Below are 21,309 nucleotides of genomic sequence, written 5' to 3'. Positions count from 1 at the left end.
AGCCACCGCGTTTGCTCTCGATGTCCCAGGTTTCTTCCGACTTGCCGCCTGCCGCGCCCACCGAAGCATCCAGTATTTCGGATGCCGTGCGGGTGCTCGAAGAAGACATCGTGCTGGGCAGCCTGCATCCGCGCGAACGCTTGATTGAAGACGACCTGATCCGCCGTTTCGGCTTCAAGCGCCATGCGGCGCGCGAAGTGCTGGCCGAGCTGGCACGGCGCGGGCTGGTCGAGCGGCGCAAGAATTTCGGCTGCGAAGTCCGGGCGTTCGCGCCGCAGGAAGTGGCCGAGCTCTACCACCTGCGGGAACTGCTCGAAGCCGAGGCGGCCCGTACCCTGCCTTGCCCATTGCCGGCACCGGCGCTGCGCCAGCTGACCGACATCCAGCGCGAACACGACCGCGCGGTGACAGCCGAAGACCCGCGCGCGGTGTTCCATACCAACCAGCTTTTTCACCAGACGCTGTTCGGCTTTTGCGACAACGGCGTGCTGCAGAAGGCTATCCAGGAATACGCGCGCCAGACGCACGCCATCCGTTTCAGCTCTTTGGTGGATGCCTCGTATCGCGAGCGCGCGCGCCAGGAACACTGGGCCATGATCGCCGCCCTGCAAGAAGGGCGGCGCGACGACCTGATCCGCCTGTGCCGCGAGCACCTGGCGCCTTCGCGCGATGCCTACCTGGCCCTGAATCGCCATCTGTATCCGCGCGGCTGAGAGGCCGCGCGAGCCGGGGGCAGGCCCTAGTTTGCCGTGCGCAGGCTCGACAGCTCGCGGCCCCGCGTCTCGGGTAGCAGCAGGGTGGCGACCAGCACCACGGCATAGGCGCCGCCGGCAAAAATGCCGATGGCCATGGCCAGCCCCATGCTGTTGCTCAGGTAGCCCACCAGGCTGGGAAACAGCGCGCCGATGCCGCGCCCGAAGTTATAGGCGAAGCCCTGGCCGTTGGCGCGTATCTCTGACGGAAACAGTTCGGTCAGGTAGGCGCCCAGCCCGCCGAAAATGCCGGATGCGGCAAAGCCCAGCGGAAAGCCCAGGAACAGCATCTGGCTATCGGTCAGCGGCACCTGGGTATAGAAGTACACGCATACGCCCGACAGCACCGAATAAATGATGAAGTTGATGCGGCGGCCCAGGCGGTCGGCCATGTGCGCGCCGGCGATATAGCCGCAGAACGAGCCCACGATGATCACCAGCAGGTAGCCGCCGGTGTTCAGCACCGACAGGTGCCGTTCCACTTTCAGGTAGGTGGGCAGCCAGGTGGTCACCGCGTAGTAGCCACCCTGGATGCCGGTGCACAGCAAGGCCGACAGCAGCGTGGTCTTGAGCAGCGCGGGCGAAAAAATCAGCCAGGGCGATACCTTGGGACGCTCTTGCTTTTGTTGGCGCCCTTGTTCGAAGATCTCGGGCTCGGGGACATGCTTGCGGATATACAGCACCAGCAGGGCCGGCAGCACGCCTACCCAGAACAGGCTGCGCCAGGCCCATTCTTCGGGCAGCACCGAGAAGGCAATGGTGTACAGCAAGGCGGCGATGCCCCAGCCCACCGCCCAGCCGCTTTGCACCGTGCCCACGGCGCGGGCGCGATGCTGGGACTTGATGATCTCGCCCATCAGCACCGAACCCACCGCCCATTCGCCGCCGAAGCCCAGGCCCTGCAGCGCGCGCAGGATGAAGATCTGCTCGAAGTTCTGGGTGAAGCCGATGCCCACCGTGCACACCGAGAACCACAGGATGGTGATTTGCAGGATGCGCACACGGCCATAGCGGTCGGCCAGGATGCCCGCGCCCCAGCCGCCGATGGCCGAGAACAGCAGCGTCACGGTGCCCAGCAAGCCGGCCTGGCCCCGGTCGATACCCCATAGCGTCACCAGGGTGGATATCACGAACGTGAACACCATGTAGTCCAGCGCATCGATCGTCCAGCCCAGGAACGATGCGTAGAACGTGCGTTTGCCGCTAGGAGAGAGTTCGCCAAACCAACCCATGTCGTGTCTCCGTGAGGGGTATTGCCGTTGACCAGGTGCGCGCTTCAATCCAGCGCGGGAAAGTCGTACAGGGCTTGCGGGTTGTCTACCAATATGCGGCGGCGCAGGCTGTCGGTGGGCGCCCATTTGGGTAGCAGGTTGCGCAAGACGCCGGTGTCCGGCATGCGCGGGATGGCTACGTGCGGCCAGTCGCTGCCCCACACCATGCGGTCGGGAGCGGCCTGGATCAGCGCCTGCGCCCAGGGGGTGACATCGTCGTAATGGTCGAATTGGTCGCTGATGCGATAGGCGCCCGACAGCTTGGCCCACCAGCCGTATTCCTTGACGCCATGCAGCAGGGCCTGGAAACCAGGGTGCTGCATGCCATCGGATACCGGCATGTGGCCCATATGGTCGAACACGCAAGGCACCGGCAGCCTGGCCAGGCGAGGCATCGCATCGGGCAGGTGGCGCACGTCCATCAGGAACTGCGCATGCCAGCCCAGCCGGGCGATGCGCGGGGCCAGACGGTCCAGCGCATCCAGGCCGACGCCGCCGCCGAACAAGACATTGAAGCGGACGCCGCGCACGCCGGCGCCATGCATGGCTTCCAGTTCGCGATCGCTGATATCGGCGTTCACCACCGCCACGCCCCGCAAGGTGTCGGGGTGGCGGCCCAGCACGTCCAGCATGTAGCGGTTGTCGGTGCCGTGCACGCTGACCTGCACCAGCACGCCGCGCCTCATGCCGCAGGCGGCCAGCATGGCCAGGTATTTGTCTTCGGGGGCGGGCGGGGGCGTGTAGCTGCGATTTTCCACATACGGGTAGCGCACGCCGTCGCCGATGACATGTGCATGCGTATCGCACGCGCCGCGCGGTATGCCGAAACTGGCCGGGGCCACATCGGGCAGGGGGCCCAGGCAAAGTGCATGGTCGACGGGCGGGGAGCTCGGGGGCTGCGTCATGGGCAATCGCTTTGTCATTGAATTATGTGGGCGAGATTACGCCTGCGTCGTCGCCATCGTCAATAACATTGTCAATAATAGGGATGCCTATGGCAGCGCTCCCCACGGCGGCGGGCCTTTGCGGGCCTGCCGCCCGGTCTCAGAAGCGGTGGCGCAGGCCTATGCCGCCAGAGGTACTTTTCAGGTCGTCGATGAAGGCATAGTCTTTGGCATACGAGCCAAAGACATACATGTCGGTGCGCTTGGACAGGTCGTAGGTGTAGCCCAGGCTCCAGATATTGGTGGTGGCGTCGTCGCCGGTCAGGCGGTCGTTGGACGGGTCGATACGCTGCCACGAAGCGAACACACTGCTGGCGCCGCCGATGGGCACCGTGCCGCCCACCATGTAGGCATTGGCCCGGAAACCGTCGACAAAGCGATTGGTACCCAGTTCGTTGCTGAATGGGGTGCCGGCGGGCAGGTCTTCGCCGGTGAACCAGCCGTCGGTGGTGCGGGCGTAAGACGCCGCCAGCTTCACGACGCTGAAATCGTACGCCAGGCCCACGGTGTACTGGCGCGGCGTGGCATCGGTGTCGACCGTGGCGCTGCTGTTGCTGCCGTTCAGCTGGTCGTAGGTCAGCGTGATGTTCAGCGGACCGTTCAGGTAGCGCAAGCCGGCAGTGATGCCGCGCGTGTTGTCGGCGGTGCGAAAGCCGGTCTGGTCGCCATTGTTGTCGTCGACGCTGAACGAATAGCCCACGCCGAATTCGAAGCCGCTTACCGAAGGCGTGCGGTACATCACCATGTTGTCCCAGCGGGTGGTGTTGCCCGCGCTTGCGCCCACGCCCATGTTGGCTTGCAGGAAGCTGGTGTAGAACGGGTCGATGTCGGGCAGGTACTTCGACGCCATGTTGGTCTGGCGGCCGAATTCCAGGATGCCCCAGCTATCGTTGGCCAGGCCGATGGTGGCTTGCCGGCCGAACAGGCGGCCGCCCTGGAAACGGTTGCCGTTGCCGGAATCGAAGCCGCTTTCCAGCTGGAATATCGCGCGCAGGCCGTCGCCCAGGTCTTCGGTGCCGCGCAGGCCCCAGCGCGAACCGGACTGGAAACCGTTGATCATGCCGATGCGGCTGCCGTCGTAGCCCGGCCCGTCAACCTTGTTGTAGCCGATACCCGTGTCGATCAAGCCATAGAGCGTGACCGAGGTCTCGGCCTGAGCTCCCCCTGCAAAGCTGGCCAGTAGGGCGGCCGTGAGCAGCGATTTCTTCATGGGTGCCTCCGTTGGGTCAAAGAACACAGACTGGACGCCCAGGCTTGCACAAGCCGGGGAGGTCAGGCTGATGCCGCAATGGAATGGGACAGGTGATGCAAATTGCCAGCCTTCCTGTCAGTCGGGTTGAATCCTGTCTTTCGGGGCAATTTCAGGCCGGGGAAGCCTGGTCGCGAATGCGCTTGATGTCTGCAAAACCAGCAGTGAGCTGGCTGCGCCGGCCAGTGTCAAGGGCATGAATGCCGCTGGCCATCGAGCCAGCATACAACTCGTGCTGGCCGAATACCAGCATCCGTTGCGCGGTGGCTACGCAGGCCCTGGCGGCGGACGCGGCCCGCCGCCAGGGCACCGCAAGGTGCGCCGCTTCAGAAGCGGTGACGGATACCCACGCCGGCGGCCGTGCTCTTCAGGCCGTCGATGAAAGCGTAGTCTTTGCCGTACGAACCGTAGGCGTACAGGTTGGTGCGCTTGGACAGGTCGTAGGTGTAGCCCAGGCTCCAGACGTTCATGGTGGCGTCGTCGCCGGTCAGGCGATCGTTGGACGGGTCGACGCGCTGCCACGAAGCGAACACACTGCTGGCGCCGCCGATGGGCACCGTGCCGCCCACCATGTAGGCATTGGCCTTGAAGCCGTCGACGAAGCGGTTGGTGCCCAGCTCGTCGCTGAACGGGGTGCCGGCGGGCAGGTCCTGGCCGGTGAACCAGCCGTCGGTGGTGCGGGCGTAGGCGGCAGCCAGCTTCACGACTTCGAAGTCATACGACAGGCCGACCGCATATTGGCGGGGCGTGGCGTCGTTGTCGATTTGGGTGCTGCTGTTGCTGCCGTTCAGTTGGTCGTAGGTCAGCGTGACGTTCAGCGGGCCGTTCAGGTAGCGCAGGCCGGCAGTGATGCCGCGCGTGTTGTCGGCGGTGCGAAAGCCGGTCTGGTCGCCATTGTTGTCGTCGACGTTGAATGAATAGCCCACACCGAATTCGAAGCCGCTTACCGAAGGCGTGCGGTACATCACCATGTTGTCCCAACGGGTGGTGTTGGCGGAGCTTGCGCCCAGGCCCAGGTTGGCCTGCGTGTAGCTGGTGTAGAACGGGTCGATATCGGCCAGGTACTTCGACGCCATGTTGGTCTGGCGGCCGAATTCCAGGATACCCCAGCTATCGTTGGCCAGGCCGATGGTGGCTTGCCGGCCGAACAGGCGGTCGCCCTGGGAACGGTTGCCGTTGCCGGAATCAAAGCCGCTTTCCAGCTGGAATACCGCGCGCAGGCCGTCGCCCAGGTCTTCGGTGCCGCGCAGGCCCCAGCGCGAGCCGGCCTGGATGCCGTTGATCATGCCGATGCGGCTGCCGTCGTAGCCATCGCCCTTGATTTTGTTGTAGCCGATGCCCGTGTCGATGACACCATAGAGGGTGACCGACGTCTCGGCCTGAGCGGCGCCTGCGAAACCTGCCAGCAGGGCAGCGGCGAGTAGCGTCTTTTTCATGGGTGGGATCTCCGTTGGGTTGAGGGGAACAAGAAATAACGCCGCGGGCCTGTCAAGGCCCGCGGCGTTATTCTGTAGGGGTATGGTAGAGCATTACGGCGTACAGGCCGCTTAATAAGCGCATTATTTGTTGTCAGAGTTGTCTTGTTTTCTGGGCAGCTTCGGCTTTCCGGGCAGGCGCGTATTCCCGCGCGAGCAGTCCGGCCGCCAGCAAGGCGGCGCCGCCGGCCACGCTCATGGCGACATGGAAGCCGCTGCTCATCGCGCAGGCATACGGGCCGCGCAGCCCGGGTGCCAAGACATGCTGGGTGATGGCGGCTCGCGCCACGCCGGCGGCATCGGCGATGCCGGATTGCGCCAGGCGCAGGGACAAGGATTGCACCGCGCGCGCGCTCATCAGCGCGCCCATCAGCGCGATGCCCACGGCCATCCCGGTTTGCCGCAGCGCGTTCATGGTGGCCGAGGCCATGCCGGAGCGCTCGCGCGCCACCGAGCCCATGACGGCCATGCTGGTGGCCGGCACGCCCAGGCCCATGCCGATGCCCAGCAGCGCCATCAGGGCGCTGACCAGGGCCGGGTGGCTGTGCGGCGTGAAAGCGGTCATGCCCAGCATGGCCATGCCCATCAGGGCATAGCCCGCAATCATCAGGCGCGGTAGCGCGATGCGTGCGCTAAGGCGCCCGAACAGCACGGCCATGGCCCCCATGGCTACGAATTGCGGCGCCAGTTGCCACCCGGTGGCCATGGGCGACAACCCTTGTACCTGCTGCAGGAACAGTGAAAAAAAGAACAGGCTGCTGTAGCCCGAGAAACCCAGCACGAACGAGGCGAAGTTGTTGACGGCAAAGCCGCTGTGCCGGAATAGCGCCAGCGGCAGTACTGGCCGGGCCACGCGCCGTTCCACCGCGATGAAGGCGCAAAAGCCCACGGCCGCCAGCACCAGCGCCCAGCCGGTGCCGGGATGGCGCCAGCCGTGTTCGCCGGCGGCGATCAGCCCATAGGTCAGGGCGCCCAGCCAGCCGATGCTGAGCGCCTGCCCGGCGGGGTCGAACGCGGCATGGTCTGGATGGGCGCTTTCGGGAATGCTCCACAGGCCCAGGCCGATGGCCAGCACGCCCACCCCGGGATCAGCAATGCGCCCGCTACCCCTTGCACGGCGCGGCCGGCCAGCAGCACGGGCAGCCCGGCCGCCGCCGCGCACACGGCCGAGCCCAGCACGAATAGCACGACGCCGCCCAGCCACGCGCGCCGGCGGCCATAGCGGTCGCCCAGCGGCCCCGCCGACAGCATGAAGGCCGACAGGCACAGCGCGTAGATGTCCACCACCCACTGCAGGCCGGCCATGTCGATATTCAGCGCAGTCTGCAGGGTGGGCAGGGCGACATTGACGATGCTGATGTCCAGCACGGTGATGAAGGTGCCTAGGCATACGGCGGCAACCAGGGCGATTTGCCGGATGGGCATGGTGGAGGCCTGGGGGGAAGGCGTCCATTTTAGACATTGACCGACCGTCGGTCAATGTGATCGAGAATCATTTTTATATAAACGGCGAATCAAACAGCCAGGCAAGGGCCCGGCAACGAGGCGCCACGCCGCAGGCGATGTGCGGGGCGCCGCAACTCGCGGCGCCCCATCTTTTACACTCGGGCTTTCAGCCCTTGCCCCTGCCTGCCATGCCTTCGGCCCGACGCCCGCCCGCTTCCGCCCTCGTCGCATCTTCCCGGCCGCCGCGCACCAAGCCGGCCGAAGTGCGCCTGGACGAACTGATGGCGGCAGCAGAGCAGTTGTTCATTGCCAAGGGTATCGAGGCCACCACGGTGAACGATATTGTCGAGACGGCCGGGGTGGCCAAGGGCACGTTCTACCACTACTTCGCTTCCAAGCACGAGATGCTGCAGGCCCTGCGCGCCAAGTTCTCGCAGGGTTTCCTGGCGCAGGTGGATGCGGCGGTGCAGGCTTGCCCGCGCGGCGATGGCCCCGCCCGCATTTACGCCTGGACGCAGGCTGGCGTCGCGGCCTACCTGGCCAACTATCGGCTGCACGATGTAGTGTTCCACGACGCCCGCCATGGCGATCGCGGCGCGCGCGAGAAAACCGAAGTGCTGAACCAGTTGGAGCAGGTTCTGGCCGATGGCGCGCAGGGTGGCCACTGGACGCTGGCTGCGCCGCGCCTGACCGCCATCGTGCTGTTCCATGGCATGCACGGTGCGGTGGACGACGCCATCGCGCGCGGCGAGCACGATGGCGCGGCGCTGGCCGGGCCCTTGTCGGATATCTTCCTGCAATTGCTTGGCGTGGCGCGCGCCTAGCCTAGCTGCGCGGGGCAGCCCGGAACACCAGGGCCAGTCCCGCCAGGATGGCAGCCATGCCCGCCAGGCTGAGCGGCGCCAGCCGGTTGCCCAGCAGCAGGTAGTCCAGCAAGGCGGTCACGCCGGGCACCAGGTAGAACAAGCTGGTGACGTTGACCAGGTTGCCAGCCTGGATCAACCGATACAGCAGCAGCGTGGCGCCCACCGAAATCACCAGGCCCAGCCACAGCAGCGGCACCCACAGGCCCGGGCCGTCCGCAAGGTGCCAGGGCTGCAGGGGCACGCAGGCCAGGCATAGCAGCAGGCCCACGGCATATTGCAGGGGCAGGACGCGCAAAGGCGCTTGCCGCAGGCTTTTTTGCAGGATGGCGCCGCCGGTCATGCACAGCAGCGCGCCCAGCGCGTACAGCATGCCCAGCGCCGAATAGCGTGCCAGGCCGATGCTTTCCCACACCACCAGCGCCAGGCCGGCCAGCGCCAGCGCCAGCCCCGATACGCGCGGCAGCGCAAAGCGGCGTTCCAGCAGCACCAGCGTCAACAGGGGCTGGGCCCCCAGGGTGGTGGCCAGCACGCCCGGCGTGATGCCGTGGTCCAGCGCCAGGAAGTAGCAGATCGAGTAGCCGCCTATCATGGTCAGGCCGGTGGCCATGACACGCGCGCGCGTGCCGCGCGGCGGCAGGCAGGGCTGCCGTGCCGCGCGGGCCAGCACCAGTAGCGCGGCCAGCGCCAGCATGAAGCGCAGCACCAGGAAAGCGAAAGGCGTGGCATGGGCCAGGCCCCATTTCGAGAAAATCGCGCCGCTGCTCCACAACAGCACGAAAAGCGCCGTGGCGCCATGGGCCGCATAGGCCGTTCTTGTATTGCTCATCGAATTCACCCGTCAGGGAAACGCACAGGCACCAGCGACCGCGGCCGGCGCACTGCGCGCCGGACGGCATGGACATCAGGGATGTGCTGGAGCCGCCAGGTAGGGCTGGGATCAGCCCAGGGCGGTGGCGGGAGGCGGCGGTGCCGCCCGGCCCGCGACGACGCCCGATGGCGGGGCGACGGGGGTGGCGATGAGACGCGACGCGCGCGGTGCGCCGGCAAGGGCCGGAACACGATGGCGGGTAAGGGCAGGTGCGCGTCGGTGCATGATAGGCGTAGAAATTACACGCGGTAGGGCTGCGTGTCAACGCGCGCACGGCGCTGTACAAGCAGGTCCAGCACCAGCATGACCAGCAGCGAGGCGCCTACCAGCGGGAAGATGATGCCGCCCACGATCATCAGGGCCAGCACGCCGCGCAGCGCGCCGCGCGCCGCCGGCATGGGCGGGATGCCCAGCCCGCCCTCGGGGCGCCGCTTCCACCACATGAGCCCGCCCGCCACGCTGAGCAGCACGATGCCCAGGCAGGCGGCCAGCAGTATCAGCTGGTTGGCCAGCCCGAATTCCTGGCCCATGTGCACGTTGATGCCCCATTCCAGCGTCTTGCCCAGCGGGCCGTAGTCGGCGTAGCTCATGTCCAGCAGCGGCTTGCCGCTGTACTGGTCCAGGTGCACCACGCGCTGGCGCGACAGGTCGTCGGGATACGCCGACGCGGTGTAGACGCCGGAGGCGCCGTGCGGCACGTTGATCGCATAGCCCGGCGCCATGCCAAGACTATCGAAGCGGGCTACCGCCGTGTCCAGCCCGATGGGCTTGCCCATGCCGTGGACGGGCGACGATTCGGGCATGCGTGCCTGTTCCAGCGACCAGGTGGTGTGGCCCATGTGGGCCAGGTGCTCGTCGGACATCGGCACGGCCACGCGCACGCCGGCCGGGTAGCCGAAATTGTTGCCATTGGCCCATTGGTTGACTTTGCCGCCCCATACGATGGACCACGGCATGCCCGTGAACGCCAGGAACAGGATGAAGAGTCCCACGGCGGCCCCCGTCACGGCATGGATGTCGCGCCAGAACACGCGTTTGCGCGGCGTGCCGCGTACGCTGACCACGCCTTGCTTGCGCCCGCGCGGCCACCACAGGTAGATACCGGTAAGCACCAGCAAGATGGACCAGCCCGCGGCGATCTCGATGGCGCCGTTGGCAATGGGGCCGAAGTAGTCCAGGCTATGCAGCCGGCGGATCGTCCACATCAGTGTGCCGCGCTCGGGCAACGCACCCAGCACCTGGCCGCTGTACGGATTGACGTACACGCTCAGGCTGTCGCCGCCGGCCGGCTTGATCACCGCCTGCGCGGCCGCGTCGGGCGCGGCCGGCGGTACGTACTTGGCCAGCGTGCCGGGGTGGGCGCGCAGCGCGGCATCGGTCAGTGCCGAGGGCGCCAGCGCAGGCGTGCCGGCCGGCTGCACGTATCGCAGGTCGCGGTACCAGGTGTTCTCGATTTCGTTGTGGAACAGGTACAGGCCGCCGGTGACGGCCAGCAGGATCATGAAGGGCAATACCAGCAGGCCGGCATAGAAGTGCCAGCGCCATACGGCACGGTACACATCGGCACGGCGCACGGTGTCGGGTTCGGAAGCGTAGTCGTTGGTCATGATGTCGTTGATCGTTGCGGGCCGGCCTTCAGAACCGGTAGTTGGCGGACAGTTCCACGCGCCGCCCCGCGCCCAGCAGCCATTGGGTCTGGTTGTAGTAGGCGGTTTCGGCGTATTGCTTGTCGAAGACGTTGTATGCGCGCAGGGCCAGGCTCAGGTCGCGCCGGGGTTCCCATTGCAGGGCCAGGTTGGTGGTGGTGTAGGCCGCCATTTCCAGGTCGTTGGCGCTGTCCGCGTAGCGCTTGCCCACGTAGCGCAGGCCGGCGCTGGCAGTCCAGCGAGGCGCGAACTTCCAGCTAAGCCACAAGTTCGCCAGACGTTCGGGCACATCGGGCGGCACATTGCCCCGGCGCGATACGGCCGCCCCGCCGGAGGTATCGGTGTAGTCGTCGTAGCGGGCGTCCAGGATGGCGCCGTTGAAATCCACGCGCCAGTCGCGCGCCAGCTCGACGCCTACCGTCAGTTCCAGCCCACGGCTGGACTGGCTGCCCACTTGCACGCGCAGCGACGGGTCGTTGGGGTCGCGCGTGACCAGGTCTTTCTTGCGGATGTGGTAGGCCGCCAGCGTCCATTCGCCCTTGTCGTCCCAGAAGGTCTGCTTGACCCCGACTTCGACCTGCCGGGCTTGCGACAGTTCGAAGTCTTTATTGGCCGGCGACAGCAGCAGCAGGCTGCCGACCGGATCGGCCGCCTCGGAGTACTGGCCATACACGGCCAGCGTGGGCAACACGTCGTATACCGTGCCCACGCGCCAGCCCACGTTGGTGTAGGTGCTGCGGTAGGCCGTGGTATTGGCTACCAGGTCTTCGCGCTGCAGGTCGATGTGGTCGTAGCGTATGCCGCCCAGCACCGACCAGCGGTCTGTCAGCATCAGGCGGTTTTCGGCGAACAAGGCGTATTGCGTGGCGATGTTGCGATAGCGCGGCGTGGTGCCGGCCTCGTTGATGAACTGGCCGTGCTCGAAGTCGTACGGGTCCAGCAGCGACGTGCCGCCATAGGGCGAGTTATTGGTGTGCTTGAGCCTGCTGCGGTTTACCTCGGCGCCTACCGCAACCTGGTTGAGCAGGCCGAACAAGTGGCCGCGAAAAGCGGCATCGGCGCGCGCGCCCACCTGCGATTGGTCGTGCTGGATGGCCGTGTAGGCGCTACGTTCGATCAGGCCGCTGTCGGCTTGCCAGGTGTAGTTCTCGGCGTTGCGGTAGTCGCGGTCGCTGCCGATGTAGTACACGCGGCCGCGTACCGTGGTGGCGGCGTTGGGCGTCCATTCGGCCTGCAGTTCGCTGCGGCTGTCGCGGTAGATGATCTTGCTGTCGGCCACGTTGTAGTTCTGGTGGCGCAGCGAGTAATCGATCTGTCCATCGATCAGCGGCGTGCCGAAATAGCGGGTCGGTTTTTGCCAGGCGTAGGCCTGCGTCAGCGTGAAGTTCAGTTCGGGCGATACGTCCAGCCGCAGCGCGGCGGTGACGGCGGCGTTCTGCGAGTCGCCCAGGCTCATGTCGGCATTGCTGCGGTTGCCGCTGACGTCCAGCCGGTACGACCAGCGATCGTCCAGCGCGCCGCCGCTGCCCAGGCCCAGGCGCTGCGTGTCGTGCGTGCCCACGGTGGCCTGGATCTCGTTCTCGATGGGCCCGCGCGTGGGCTTCTTGGGAATGACATTGACCACGCCGCCGATGGCACCTTCGCCATCCAGGACCGATGCCGGTCCGCGCAGCACTTCGATGCGGTCCACCGACCAGGGGTCGTACACGAAGGTCTGGCCCAGGCCGCCGTACTGCCGCAGACCGTCGTACAGGATGGCCACCGAGTTCGAATCGGTGAAGCCGCGCGACGACAGCGACGAGCCGCCGTTGCCGGGGTGGCGGAACGCACTGATGCCGGGTGCCTGCGTGATGGCGTCCATTACCGTGACGTCGCCGCGCTGGCGCAATTGCTCGTTGGTAATGATGTCCAGGCTGGCCGGTGTCTCGAACGGCGTCAGTTGCAGGAACGAACCAGTGGCCGCGGTTTCCTGCAGGGTGGGCAGCGGCGTGTCGCCGGATACGGAAATGGCGGGCAGGGTGGCCACGGGGGCGTTGCCCGCGTCCTGGGCGTGCAAGCCGGGCGGCGCCGCCAGCATCGCGAGCGCGGCGGCAATGGCCGTGCGCCGCGGCAGGACGGGTGTCCTGGCGGGAAGGAAAGGCATGGAAGGTCTCGGTTGGAAAAGGCAAGGCCGTCGCCGGAAGGCGACGGGCAGGCTGGTGCTAACCGAGCAGGAAGGGTGGGGCACGCGCCCCGAGCGGGGCGCCTGGCGAGGCCTGGGTAGCCGGCGCGGGCGGGGCGCGCGCGGCAATGCGCAGGGTAACGGTGGCCAGCGGCACGACGGCTGCGGGCATCGACGACAAAGGCAACGCCGCCAGCGCCACGCCTACGGAGCAGACCGCCGACTGTTCGGCGTGCTGGGCATCCTGTTGGTGGCCGGCTTTGTGCGGACCTTCCACCCATACCGGGCCGGCCGCCGAGCACAGCTGGATCAGCGTGGTGCCCGGATCGCTGCCGGGCATGAAGCCCTGCGGCACCAGCGCCTTCAGTGCGAATACGCACAGCGCCAGCCAGATGGCGGCGCGATGGCGTATCAGCGTAGAGGCGGCGGCGGACGAGCGCATGATGTTGCAATTCTAAACTACGCACTGCAGGGGGCGCTTCGTCGCATTGCTTCAGGCAGTGGCTCGGGCCGTATCGTCGCCAGCACCCCGCCGGCCACTGCGTACCCACCAGGCGGTCATGACCGCGGCCAGGGCCACCACCGGCAGCATGGCGATGTTGACGGCCTGCCAACCGTACAGGTCCAGGGCAGGCCCCGCGGCCAGGGTAGCCAGCGCCGTGGCGGCGTAGCGCAGCATTTCGGCGGCACCCTGGGCACGGCCGCGTTCGGCCGGCCGGTACGACTGCGCCAGCAGCGTGGTGCCGCCCACGAACATGAAATTCCAGCCCACGCCCAGGCAGAACAGCGCAGCGTAGAAGGCCGGCAGGCTGGTCGAGCTGATGGCGACGATGGCCGAGACCAGGTTCACGGCCATGCCCAGGCCCAGCATGGTGGGCAGTCCCCAGCGTTTGATCAGGGCGCCGGCAAAGAAGGCCGGACCGTACATGCCAATCAGGTGCCATTGCATGATGTTGGCTCCGTCGTCGATGGTGTGATGGCACGCCACGGCGGCCAGCGGTGCCGCCGTCATGACAAACATCATCGAGACCGAACCCACCACGTTGTTGGCCAGCGCCGCGACGAAGATCGGCTGGCGCGCCACCACGCGCAAGGGGCGCGCGGGCGCGTCGGCCTCTTGCGGGCCGGGGTCGGCCGGCACGTCGGGCACGTCGCGGTAGGCGGCCAGCAGCAGCGCCACCGTGGCGGCGCCCAGCAAGGCCACCATCAGGTAGGCGCCGGCGAAGGTCGCCAGCGGGAACAGGTCGCGGCTCCATGCCGCTAGCGCGGGGCCGGCCACCGCGGCGATCACGCCGCCGGCCATCACCACGGCAATGGCGCGCGCCTTGGCCACTGCTTCCACCGCGTCGGCCGCGGCCAGGCGGTAGTACTGGGCAAAGGCCTGGAACACGCCCACCAGCGCCGTGCCGGCGCAGAACAGCCAGAAATCGGCATGGAACACGGCCCAGACCGACAGCAGGCCACCCAGCGTGCCGGCCAATCCCCCCAGGGCGAAGCCGGCCCGGCGGCCAATGCGCTGCATCAGCAGCGAGGCGAACCAGGTAACGGCCGCGCCCGCCACGGTGATCAGGGCGAAAGGCAGGGTTGCCAGTGCCTTGTTGGGCGCCAGCATGTGGCCGGTCAGCGCCGTCAGGGTCAGGTCGATGGAAATGGCGGCAATGTACAGGCCCTGGCAGACGGCCAGGATGCGGGCATTGCGGCGGCCGGCGTGCGGATGGGCGGGGAAGGTCATGGCGCGAAGGGGCGGGCTGCAGTTGACAGGCCTCACTCTAGCGGGTGAAGCTATGGCGTAGATGACATATTTCCCTTGAAAATTGCCATGCCTATCAACATCGCTTTCCTGATGATTCCCGGTTTCCAGTTACTGGATATGGCCGGCCCGCTGTCGGTGTTCCAGACGGCCGGCGAAGCCGTGGCAGGCCCGCAAGGCCCGGCCTATGCGCTGCACCTGGTGTCGGTGCGCGGCGGACGGCTAGCGAGTTCGGCCGGTGTCGAAGTGGCCACGCGCCCGTGGCGCGACGTGCACCCCGATGTCGTGCTGGTGCCGGGCGGCGAAGGCCCGCGCCAGGCGGGCGCCACGCCGGCCGCGTGCGCCTTCTTGCACGCTGCGCAGGCGCGCGGCGCGCGGCTGGCCAGCGTGTGCACCGGGGCATTCGTGCTGGCGTCGGCCGGCTTGCTGGAAGGCCGGCGCGCTACCACGCATTGGCGCCATGCGGCTGACTTGCAGCGCCGCTATCCTGGTATCAAGGTCGACAGCGACAAGATCTATCTGCGCGACGGGCAAGTCTGGACATCGGCCGGTATTACCGCCGGCATCGACCTGGCGCTGGCCATGGTGGAAGAAGACCTGGGGGCGCAGGTGGCGCATCAGGCCGCGCGCGATATGGTGGTGTATCACCGGCGCGCGGGCGGGCAGTCGCAGTTTTCGGCGTTGCAAGACCTGGCTCCGCGCAGCGAGCGCATGCGTCGCGTGCTGGGCTATATCGGCCAGCACCTGACCGCGCCGCTTAGCATCGAAGAACTCGCCACGGCGGCTTGCCTGAGCCCGCGCCAGTTCATGCGCAGCTTCAAGTCCGAAACCGGCCAGACGCCGGCCAAGGCAGTCGAGCGCATTCGCGCCGAGGCGGCGCGCACGCATGTGGAAGCGGGCAATATGACGATAGACGCCGTGGCCCGCGTCACCGGCTTTGCCGATGCCGAGCGCATGCGCCGCGCATTCGTCAGGCGCTACGGACAGCCGCCGCAGGCCCTGCGCCGCGCCGCGCGCGACGCGCTACTGGCCTGATGCGTCGTCGGGTTGCTGGGTAAAAGAGCGCACCAGCCGCGCGATACCGTCCAGTTCTTCTTGTGCGGCGGTTGCCCAGGGCGGCGTTTCAAACGGACTGTCGGCGGGCTTGCGTTCGACACTGGCCTTCATGTCGGCCAGGATGTCCAGTGCCAGTTCGGTGGCTTGCGGGTTGCTGCGGGTGGACAGGGCCAGCGCCAGCGCCACGGTTTGCCGCAGGGCCAGCAGGCGGCCATCGAGTTCGGTTTCCATGCAGTGCCTGTTATGAATGAAAGATCCGTCTATTCTACGGACTGCCATGCCACCCTGAGTTTCCTGCCATGTTGCTGCGCCCCGAAACCGATACGGACATTGCTGCCATCTTTACCGTCACGCAGGACGCATTCCGCGACCAGCCCCACAGCGAACACACCGAAGGCCCCGTCATCGATGCGCTGCGTGCCGCCGGTGCGCTGGCCCTGTCGCTGGTGGCCGAACAAGATGGCCAGGTGGTGGGGCATGTGGCGTTCTCGCCGGTCAGCATCGCCGGGCCTGGCGGGGTCACTGTGGGCTGGTATGGGCTGGGGCCTATTGCGGTGGCGCCGGCCATGCAGGGGCAGGGCGTGGGTTCCATGCTGGTAATAGAGGGCCTGGCCCGGCTGCGCGGACGCGGTGCGGCCGGCTGCGTGGTGCTGGGCGAACCGCACTATTACCGCCGCTTTGGTTTTCGTCCTGACGCCGGCCTGGTGCTGCCGGACATGCCCGCGGAATATTTCATGGCACAGGCCTGGCACGGCCGCGCGCAAGGCACGGTGCAGTACCACACAGCGTTCGACACGCCGCCGGCCTGAAGTGCGTTGCCCGGGCCGCAACGCCGGCGCGATAAAAATAACTTGCGATTAAATCGTGCGCTATGTATTATTCATTCCATCATGACTCGCCGCCGCCCCGCACCCAACACCGCCCCGTCGCTGCTGCTCGACGAACAGCTCTGCTTCGCCCTGCATTCCACGGTGCTGGCCATGAACAAGGTGTACCGCAAGCTGCTGCGTGCGCTGGGCCTGACGTATCCGCAATACCTGGTGATGATGGTGCTGTGGGAACAAGACCAGCTCACGCTGTCGGACATCGGGCGCCGCCTGTTCCTGGATTCGGCCACGCTGACGCCCCTGCTCAAGCGCATGGAAGCCGCCGGGCTGCTTACGCGGCTGCGTGCCCGGCAAGACGAGCGGCAGGTCATCGTGGGCTTGACCCGGGCCGGGCGCGAGCTGAAACAAAAGGCCACGCAAGTGCCGGTGTCGGTGCTGTGCGCCACCGAATGCGCGCCCGACGAATTGGTCGCGCTGAAGTCGCAACTGGACCATCTGCGCGACCGCCTGATGGCCAATGGATGAAAGATGCTTTGCCGTATCGCGTTTTTTTGTCAAAAAAGTAGTGCACGATTTAATCGTTAGCAACTTGTATCCGGCCCCGGCGAGCCGTATGTTGGTGGAATCGCCGTTGTCCCTGAACTTCTCTTGAAAGGAAACTGCCATGTCTCTTGAAAAAGTCGTATACCGTGCTCATGCCAAGGCCACCGGCGGCCGCGACGGCCGTGCCGTATCGTCCGACAACGTGCTGGACGTCAAGCTGACCACCCCCCGTGAAATGGGTGGCGCCGGCGGCGAGGGCACCAACCCCGAACAACTGTTTGCCGCCGGCTATTCGGCATGCTTCCTGGGCGCCATGAAGTTCGTGGCCAACCGCGACAAGATCGCCATTCCGTCTGATGTATCGATCGACGGTTCGGTGGGTATCGGCCCCATTCCCAATGGGTTCGGCATCGAAGTCGAGTTGAAGATCTCGCTGCCGGGCATGGCCCGCGAACAGGCCGAAGACCTGGTCCAGCGCGCGCATATCGTGTGCCCGTACTCGAACGCCACGCGCAACAACATCGATGTGACCCTGACGGTGGTGTAAGCCCCCGCGCCCGCCTGGCGAGCCATGGCCTGCCAGGCGGGTGGCACGGAGCCGCCCATGGACGATGACCGCCTGCTGTACGCCCCGGTCAATACGCTCAAGCCGGTGGACGATGACGTCTGGATCGTCGATGGCCCCGCCATCCGCTACGGGCCGCCCTGGCCCAAGATGCGTTTTCCTACACGCATGACAGTGCTGCGGCTGGAACACGACGATTTATTCGTTCATTCGCCCACCGAACTGACCCCTGAACTGCAGCAGGCCATCGCGCGGCTGGGCACGCCGCGCTGGATCGTGGCACCCAGCCGCATCCACTACTGGTGGGTGCCCGACTGGCACCGGGCCTACGGCCAGGCAGCGGTATATGTGGCGCCGCGCGTACGCGAACAGGCCGCCGGCCGTATCGACTTTCCCACGCAACCCCTGGACGGGCCTGCCGGCTACCCCTGGGACGCCGAGGTAGCCACGCTGCCTATTGCCGGCAGCTACCTGACCGAGGTGGAGTTCTTCCACTACCGCAGCCACACCCTGATCCTGACCGACCTGATCGAGAATTTCGAACCCGCCAGGCTCGATTCGGCCTTTACCCGCTGGCTGACCCGGCTGGGCGCCACCCAGGACCCCGACGGCCAGATGCCGCGCGACATGCGCCTGACCTTCGCCCGGCAGCGCAATGCCCTGCGCGCCGCCGTGCACCAGATGATCGCCTGGGACCCTTACCGCATCATCCTTGCGCACGGCCGCTGGTACACCGACAACGGCACAGCAGAGCTACGCCGGGCCTTTCGCTGGCTGCTTGCCTAGCCAACACCGGCGCGCCGCCGCAAGAACCAGCCACCCCATCGAACAACGAGATTCCAAAACGACGCCCCCCTTGACGCGCCCCTCCCGAATGGTAGGATGCCCCCGTCATGACCCGGTCAACCTCTTCCCCCTTCGCCCTGCGCGCGGGCATTGCCACGCATCGTCCCACCCCGGTGGGCTCGCACGACGTGGCCGTGCGCTCGGCCTACGCACGCGCCAAACCCGGCTGATCGGCACGGCCCCTCACGGGCCGCTTCGCCTCGATTCCCCCTGTTTCCGGTTCATCCGGCCCGCACGCCACGCGCATGCGGGCCTGATCACGCTGCCGCCCGGCCTGGCCGGCGGTGCGCAGAGCCGCAGTTTTTTTCCATGCGTAGTGCCATGCAACTTACCAAGAACTTCGTCAAAGCCAAGAATCCCTGCGCCAGCGGCTACAAATGGTTCCTGCGGGACCACGACGGCCAGGGCGACTACCAGGCCGTGCTGGATGCCCTGGTGGCCGACGGCCGCGTCGACGATGCCTGCTGGCTGCTCGACCAGTTCGGCCCCACCGACTGCGTGCTCGATGTCGAATCGATCGACGCCACGGCCCTCGTGTTCGCCGGCACCCTGGTGGCGCGCCGCGGCATTTGCGTCGATACCGTGGTGCGCGCGGGCGGGCGCATCGTCAGCGGCGCGGGCGTGCGGGCCGGCGCGGCCATCGTGGCGGGCGACAACATCGAGGCGCAGGGCAGCATCGTCAGTGAGGGCGCCATCCGTGCCGGCGGCGATATCCAGGCCGGCTGGGGCATCAGCGCCGGCACGCGCCTGGACTGCGCCGGCGTGCTGCGCGCCGCGTGGGATATCCGCACCGGCCAGGATTTGCACGCCGCTGGCACCGTGCTGGCCGTGCAGGGCCTGGATGTCGGCGGCGCCCTGCATGGCGGCCAAGGCATCAAGACCGAAGGCGACCTGCGCGCGCAGACCGAGATCGTGGTGGCACGCGGCATCCAGGCGGCCGGAGACATCGTGTGCGGCGATCACCTGGAAGCGGGCTGGGGCATCAAGGCGGGCGGCGACGTCATCGCGGATGGCGCGATCCGCGTGGGCGAGGGCATCGAGTCCGGCGGGCGCATCGTGGCGGGACCAGGCCATGGGGTGTACGCCGGCCTGCGCGTGCGCATGGATGCCTGGGAGGTGTCGGCGCGGGTCAGCGCCAGCGTGCCGCCCGTGGCGCTGATCAGCGGTTATTGGGCGGCGGATGCGGTCCATGCAGGCGCGACGGCGTTGGCCAGCAGCCACAGCCCGCCGGCCGCGATCAGCAACAACACGGCGCCGGTGACGCGTTCGATGGCGGCGTTGTAGCGCGCAAAGCAGGCCATGATGGCGGGGTGCCCGATGCTGGCCGCGACTGCCAGGTCCCACGCCAACACTGCGCCGAACATCCACAGGCCATAGGCAAGCTGCACGCCGCCATGTATATGGTCGCCTGCCAGCAATGCGAACAGGCTGGCGTAGAACAGGGCATTCTTGGGGTTCAGGATGCCCGAGGCGAAACCGGTGGCAAAACGCCGCAGCCACGGCGGCGGCGCGGCGGCGCCGGGCCGCCCCGCCGTATGCAGCATCGTGCCTGCCGGGCGCGCGTGGCGGATCAGCAACCCACCCAGATAGGCCAGGTACAGGCAGCCGCCGGCTTGCAGCGCATAGAACAGCGGGCTGTGCGGGCGCAATGCCGAAAAGCCGCCGATGGCCAGCACGATGAACACGCCATTGGCGGTGGCAATGCCCAGGCACAGGGCGGCTGCCTTGCGCCAGCCATGCAGCAAAGCGCCGCGCACGATCAAGAAGAAATCCGGGCCGGGGCTGAGCAGCGCCAGAAAATGCGCGCCCGCCACCAGGATGAATTGCTGCCAGGAAAATGCCATGCCGTCCCCTTGATGTCCGGGACGATTCTGGCGGCGTGCGGCCGGCGTGTATTGAAGAAAAGTGCGGCTCGTGATGCTGCGCTCATGCCGCAGTTGCCGATGAAGACGAGCGCGCGTCAGGCGCCGGCGCGCCGGTACATGCCCGGCGTAGCCGCCACGCGCTGCTTGAACGCGCGCTGGAAATGGCTTTGGTCGGCAAAGCCCAGGTCGTGGGCGATACGGCTCAGGCTGTGGCCGTCGCGCAGCAGGCGGCGCGCCTGCACGATGCGCAAGTCCAGTTGATAGGCATGCGGGGTCATGCCGGTGGCACCCCGGAAGGCGCGAATGAACTGATAACGGCTCATGCCGGCCATGGCCGCCAGTTCGGCCAGCGGCAAGGCCTGGTTGCTGGCCTGGCGCAATAGCGCCACGACGCGTTGCAGGCGGGCTGCCGGCAGCCGCGGCGCCACCGCGCGCGGTGGCCGGCCCAGCCACGAGCGGCCGCCGACGTACAGCACCAGCGCGGCCTCTTTGTCGGCGCAGGCGGCATCAGAGAACAGTAGCTCGTTCAATTGGCAAAAGCGGCGGTAGGCCGATGGCGCATCGCCGATGCAGGCCTGCCGGGGCAGCGGCGCACCGGGGTCCGACTCGCGCAGCAGGGCGGCGGTCCAGTCGGCATCCAGGTGCAGCATCTGGTAGCTCCAGGCATCGGCATTCGGATTGCACGCATGCGCGCAATGCGCCGGCACCATCACCAGGCTGCCGGGGCGCAGGCTGTGGCGCTGATCGCCGCTGGTGAAGATACTGCCGCCGGCGTCGACCGCGCCGATCGATACGGTGTCGTGCGTGTGCGCCACATAGCAGGCGCGGCTGTGTACGGCGCGCCGGCTTTCCGCGTAGGGCAGTTGCGCGTCGCGCCAGAACTGGGTGTCGGACATGATGGCTGGTGCTTGGGACCCGGCAGCCAGATTACCACTGGCGCGGCGGCGCGATAATAGCGGCAATGGCTGCTTCGAAAAAACCTTCCAATCCATCGCCCGCCAAGCCCGTGCACGACCCCGAGCCTGTGCCGCCCCAGGCGCCGGCACCTGGCGACTGCTGCCAAAGCGGCTGCATTCCATGCGTGTACGACCTGTACGACGATGCCATGGACCGCTATCGCGAACAATTGCGCGCCTGGAGGGCGCGTCATGGCTCGCCGGCATGAACTGCGTGAGCCGG

Annotated in this window: 24 protein-coding genes; 10 read left to right on the top strand and 14 right to left on the bottom strand. The window is 67.0% G+C overall.

The features are described from left to right. Positions 1-20: 20 nt before the first annotated feature. Entirely contained in the window at positions 21-713 is a 693-nt protein-coding gene (locus KW845_RS27870; RefSeq protein WP_218372663.1) for a GntR family transcriptional regulator, read from the top strand. Between the two features lie 26 nt (positions 714-739). Here KW845_RS27870 and KW845_RS27865 read toward each other — a convergent pair whose 3' ends face one another. The 6 genes from KW845_RS27865 to KW845_RS29580 form a co-directional block, all read right to left on the bottom strand. Beyond that, positions 740-1,984, bottom strand: a complete 1,245-nt coding sequence (locus KW845_RS27865; protein ID WP_218372662.1) for an MFS transporter — start codon at positions 1,982-1,984, stop codon at positions 740-742. Between the two features lie 44 nt (positions 1,985-2,028). Then, a complete protein-coding gene (locus tag KW845_RS27860) occupies positions 2,029-2,928 on the bottom strand; it encodes an amidohydrolase (protein ID WP_218372661.1) in 900 nt (299 codons plus the stop codon). Between the two features lie 139 nt (positions 2,929-3,067). Next, positions 3,068-4,177: a porin gene (locus KW845_RS27855; RefSeq protein WP_218372660.1), complete on the bottom strand. Its 1,110-nt coding sequence runs from the start codon at positions 4,175-4,177 to the stop codon at positions 3,068-3,070. A 365-nt stretch (positions 4,178-4,542) separates the two neighbouring features. Continuing rightward, positions 4,543-5,652: a porin gene (locus KW845_RS27850; protein WP_218372659.1), complete on the bottom strand. Its 1,110-nt coding sequence runs from the start codon at positions 5,650-5,652 to the stop codon at positions 4,543-4,545. A gap of 133 nt (positions 5,653-5,785) precedes the next feature. Continuing rightward, positions 5,786-6,766, bottom strand: a complete 981-nt coding sequence (locus KW845_RS27845; protein WP_370628307.1) for an MFS transporter — start codon at positions 6,764-6,766, stop codon at positions 5,786-5,788. Next, the gene (locus KW845_RS29580) at positions 6,655-7,116 is read right to left on the bottom strand and encodes an MFS transporter (protein ID WP_255593003.1); all 462 of its coding nucleotides are present in this window, start codon (positions 7,114-7,116) and stop codon (positions 6,655-6,657) included. Before KW845_RS29580 ends, KW845_RS27845 begins: the two co-directional genes overlap by 112 nt. A 209-nt stretch (positions 7,117-7,325) precedes the next feature. Between KW845_RS29580 and KW845_RS27840 the strand changes: the two genes are divergently transcribed. Then, positions 7,326-7,961: a TetR/AcrR family transcriptional regulator gene (locus tag KW845_RS27840; protein WP_218372658.1), complete on the top strand. Its 636-nt coding sequence runs from the start codon at positions 7,326-7,328 to the stop codon at positions 7,959-7,961. Between the two features lies 1 nt (position 7,962). Here KW845_RS27840 and KW845_RS27835 read toward each other — a convergent pair whose 3' ends face one another. The 5 genes from KW845_RS27835 to KW845_RS27815 all read right to left on the bottom strand — a co-directional run bounded on the left by KW845_RS27835 (position 7,963) and on the right by KW845_RS27815 (position 14,410). Beyond that, a complete protein-coding gene (locus tag KW845_RS27835) occupies positions 7,963-8,829 on the bottom strand; it encodes a DMT family transporter (RefSeq protein ID WP_218372657.1) in 867 nt (288 codons plus the stop codon). A gap of 281 nt (positions 8,830-9,110) precedes the next feature. After that, positions 9,111-10,478 carry a PepSY domain-containing protein gene (locus KW845_RS27830; protein WP_218372656.1) on the bottom strand — a complete coding sequence of 456 codons (1,368 nt, stop codon included), beginning with the start codon at positions 10,476-10,478 and terminating at the stop codon, positions 9,111-9,113. Between the two features lie 28 nt (positions 10,479-10,506). Next, positions 10,507-12,660, bottom strand: a complete 2,154-nt coding sequence (locus KW845_RS27825) for a TonB-dependent siderophore receptor (RefSeq protein WP_218372655.1) — start codon at positions 12,658-12,660, stop codon at positions 10,507-10,509. Positions 12,661-12,718: 58 nt separating this feature from the next. Then, the gene (locus KW845_RS27820) at positions 12,719-13,120 is read right to left on the bottom strand and encodes a DUF2946 family protein (RefSeq protein ID WP_218372654.1); all 402 of its coding nucleotides are present in this window, start codon (positions 13,118-13,120) and stop codon (positions 12,719-12,721) included. Positions 13,121-13,171: 51 nt separating this feature from the next. Then, entirely contained in the window at positions 13,172-14,410 is a 1,239-nt protein-coding gene (locus tag KW845_RS27815) for an MFS transporter (RefSeq protein ID WP_218372653.1), read from the bottom strand. Positions 14,411-14,497: 87 nt separating this feature from the next. On the opposite strand from KW845_RS27815, the gene KW845_RS27810 reads away from it, so the two are divergent. Further along, entirely contained in the window at positions 14,498-15,463 is a 966-nt protein-coding gene (locus tag KW845_RS27810) for a GlxA family transcriptional regulator (RefSeq protein ID WP_218372652.1), read from the top strand. Here KW845_RS27810 and KW845_RS27805 read toward each other — a convergent pair. Then, positions 15,452-15,715 (bottom strand): hypothetical protein, encoded by a 264-nt coding sequence (locus KW845_RS27805; protein WP_218372651.1) that lies wholly within the window; start codon positions 15,713-15,715, stop codon positions 15,452-15,454. The two genes, KW845_RS27810 and KW845_RS27805, sit on opposite strands and share 12 nt — an antisense overlap. 68 nt (positions 15,716-15,783) lie before the next feature. Here KW845_RS27805 and KW845_RS27800 point away from each other — a divergent pair, with 68 nt between their 5' ends. The 6 genes from KW845_RS27800 (at position 15,784) to KW845_RS27780 (ending at position 19,549) form a co-directional block, all read left to right on the top strand. Further along, positions 15,784-16,293, top strand: a complete 510-nt coding sequence (locus KW845_RS27800; protein ID WP_218372650.1) for a GNAT family N-acetyltransferase — start codon at positions 15,784-15,786, stop codon at positions 16,291-16,293. Between the two features lie 81 nt (positions 16,294-16,374). Beyond that, positions 16,375-16,836 carry a MarR family winged helix-turn-helix transcriptional regulator gene (locus KW845_RS27795; RefSeq protein ID WP_218372649.1) on the top strand — a complete coding sequence of 154 codons (462 nt, stop codon included), beginning with the start codon at positions 16,375-16,377 and terminating at the stop codon, positions 16,834-16,836. Positions 16,837-16,975: 139 nt separating this feature from the next. Next, positions 16,976-17,401: an organic hydroperoxide resistance protein gene (locus KW845_RS27790; RefSeq protein WP_218372648.1), complete on the top strand. Its 426-nt coding sequence runs from the start codon at positions 16,976-16,978 to the stop codon at positions 17,399-17,401. A gap of 57 nt (positions 17,402-17,458) precedes the next feature. Next, positions 17,459-18,205, top strand: a complete 747-nt coding sequence (locus KW845_RS27785) for a DUF4336 domain-containing protein (RefSeq protein WP_218372647.1) — start codon at positions 17,459-17,461, stop codon at positions 18,203-18,205. Between the two features lie 107 nt (positions 18,206-18,312). Next, positions 18,313-18,435 carry a hypothetical protein gene (locus KW845_RS29575; protein WP_255593000.1) on the top strand — a complete coding sequence of 41 codons (123 nt, stop codon included), beginning with the start codon at positions 18,313-18,315 and terminating at the stop codon, positions 18,433-18,435. 151 nt (positions 18,436-18,586) lie between these two features. Beyond that, on the top strand, positions 18,587-19,549 hold the full coding sequence (locus KW845_RS27780; protein WP_218372646.1) for a FapA family protein: 963 nt from the start codon (positions 18,587-18,589) through the stop codon (positions 19,547-19,549). Here the strand turns inward: KW845_RS27780 and KW845_RS27775 are convergent. Together KW845_RS27775 and KW845_RS27770 are read right to left on the bottom strand one after the other, a co-directional pair. Next, positions 19,432-20,109, bottom strand: a complete 678-nt coding sequence (locus KW845_RS27775; protein WP_218372645.1) for a LysE family translocator — start codon at positions 20,107-20,109, stop codon at positions 19,432-19,434. The two genes, KW845_RS27780 and KW845_RS27775, sit on opposite strands and share 118 nt — an antisense overlap. Positions 20,110-20,225: 116 nt before the next feature. After that, a complete protein-coding gene (locus KW845_RS27770) occupies positions 20,226-21,026 on the bottom strand; it encodes an AraC family transcriptional regulator (RefSeq protein WP_218372644.1) in 801 nt (266 codons plus the stop codon). A gap of 65 nt (positions 21,027-21,091) precedes the next feature. Here KW845_RS27770 and KW845_RS27765 point away from each other — a divergent pair, with 65 nt between their 5' ends. Then, positions 21,092-21,295: an oxidoreductase-like domain-containing protein gene (locus tag KW845_RS27765; protein ID WP_218372643.1), complete on the top strand. Its 204-nt coding sequence runs from the start codon at positions 21,092-21,094 to the stop codon at positions 21,293-21,295. The last annotated feature ends 14 nt before the right edge of the window (positions 21,296-21,309 follow it).

Origin of the sequence: Bordetella sp. BOR01, assembly GCF_019218885.1 — a bacterium.
Classification (GTDB): Bacteria; Pseudomonadota; Gammaproteobacteria; order Burkholderiales; family Burkholderiaceae_B; genus Bordetella_A.
This window is presented reverse-complemented; position numbering and strand designations above follow the sequence as displayed.